The 1,335-nt window shown below is 30.2% G+C and carries 3 tRNA genes; all 3 read left to right on the top strand.

From position 1 onward, the window contains the following. The first annotated feature begins 1,064 nt into the window (after positions 1–1,064). The 3 genes from NEH74_RS13580 (at position 1,065) to NEH74_RS13570 (ending at position 1,312) form a co-directional block, all read left to right on the top strand. Positions 1,065–1,141: transfer RNA gene (locus tag NEH74_RS13580), tRNA-Glu, on the top strand. A gap of 6 nt (positions 1,142–1,147) precedes the next feature. Beyond that, positions 1,148–1,223 (top strand) — tRNA-Val (locus NEH74_RS13575). 13 nt (positions 1,224–1,236) lie between these two features. Next, positions 1,237–1,312, top strand: a tRNA-Thr gene (locus NEH74_RS13570). Positions 1,313–1,335 lie beyond the last annotated feature (23 nt).

Raw genomic sequence — 1,335 nt, 5'->3', positions numbered from 1 at the left:
ACCAAATATTATAGAACCATAGAAAATTACCCCAATTTTAGAATCTAGTAGCAATGTACTGTTTCAATTTTTTTATAACTAAAGAAAATTGATATGATCACTTTAATACTTTATAGATGAAGAAGGTTACTTTAACTATTTATCTATTAAATTTTTAATTCCTTCTGGTAGAAGTTTAAGAATAGTATTGATTTATTAACTAGTTTTAGAAATGGGGACAGATAGTTATTATGAGATGTTAAATATAAATCAAGTTTACTCAGTATTGTGTTAGCATAATAGAATTTTTTCAAATAAGGGATTATAATTCATGAAATTAGGGTTGTTGACTCCATATCAGATGTGTTCATATAATAGCTTTGAATAATCATGACCCTCAATTTAATAGTGATTAATCCTAATTTCTTTTTTTATTTTAAAATATTGAAATACACCTTTTGATAGTCTGCTTTTTTAGATATGTTACTAGTTGATTAGATAGTAAGGAAGATGGATTGAAAATGAAGATAATGATATTATTATAGATTGTTTATATAAAAAGAATCCTCAGTATAACAGCGTATAATTTCATATAGATCAGGTTTCACTATTTAGTTTGAATTATTTAAGATAATCTTCTTTAAATCAAGATTTATGAGGTTTAGCCATTTTTCTATGAGCATTATAATAAGATATCATTTATGAAGTTTACTTGATGATTTTTTTATTTTAACGTGTCTTAAAGACGAGGCTTTTTAAAAAATTATTTATTAATCATATTAAATAATTTTCGATTCAAATACATAATTTTGTTGTTTGGATAAAGGTAAACATAATACTTTAATTTAGTATGATTATGGTAGTTAGCTCAAATTTAATATACTGTTGGAAAGTAAGGATATTCTTTTACCGATGATAGAATAAATTTTTATATAAAAATAAAAAAAGCCGTTGACATAGATAGATGGGCATGATAAACTAATTGAGTGCTGATTTTTAGGATAACAAACCTAAAGATGTCAAAAAAAAGTATTTGACATAAAACGACAAACATGGTAAACTAAAGAAGTCGCACTAAGGGAACAGGCCCGTTGGTGAAGCGGTTTAACACACATGCCTTTCACGCATGCATACACGGGTTCGAATCCCGTACGGGTCACCATTAAGTGGAGGATTAGCTCAGCTGGGAGAGCATCTGCCTTACAAGCAGAGGGTCGGCGGTTCGAGCCCGTCATCCTCCACCATAATTAAATAACTGCCGGAATAGCTCAATTGGTAGAGCAACTGACTTGTAATCAGTAGGTTGCGGGTTCAAGTCCTGCTTCCGGCACCAGCTGGTGGGGTAGCGAAGTGGCT

The organism is Turicibacter sp. GALT-G1, from assembly GCF_025594995.1.
GTDB lineage: Bacteria > Bacillota_I > Bacilli_A > MOL361 > Turicibacteraceae > Turicibacter > Turicibacter bilis.
Note: the sequence above shows the minus strand (reverse complement) of the source record. Positions and strands in the feature narration are given on the sequence as shown.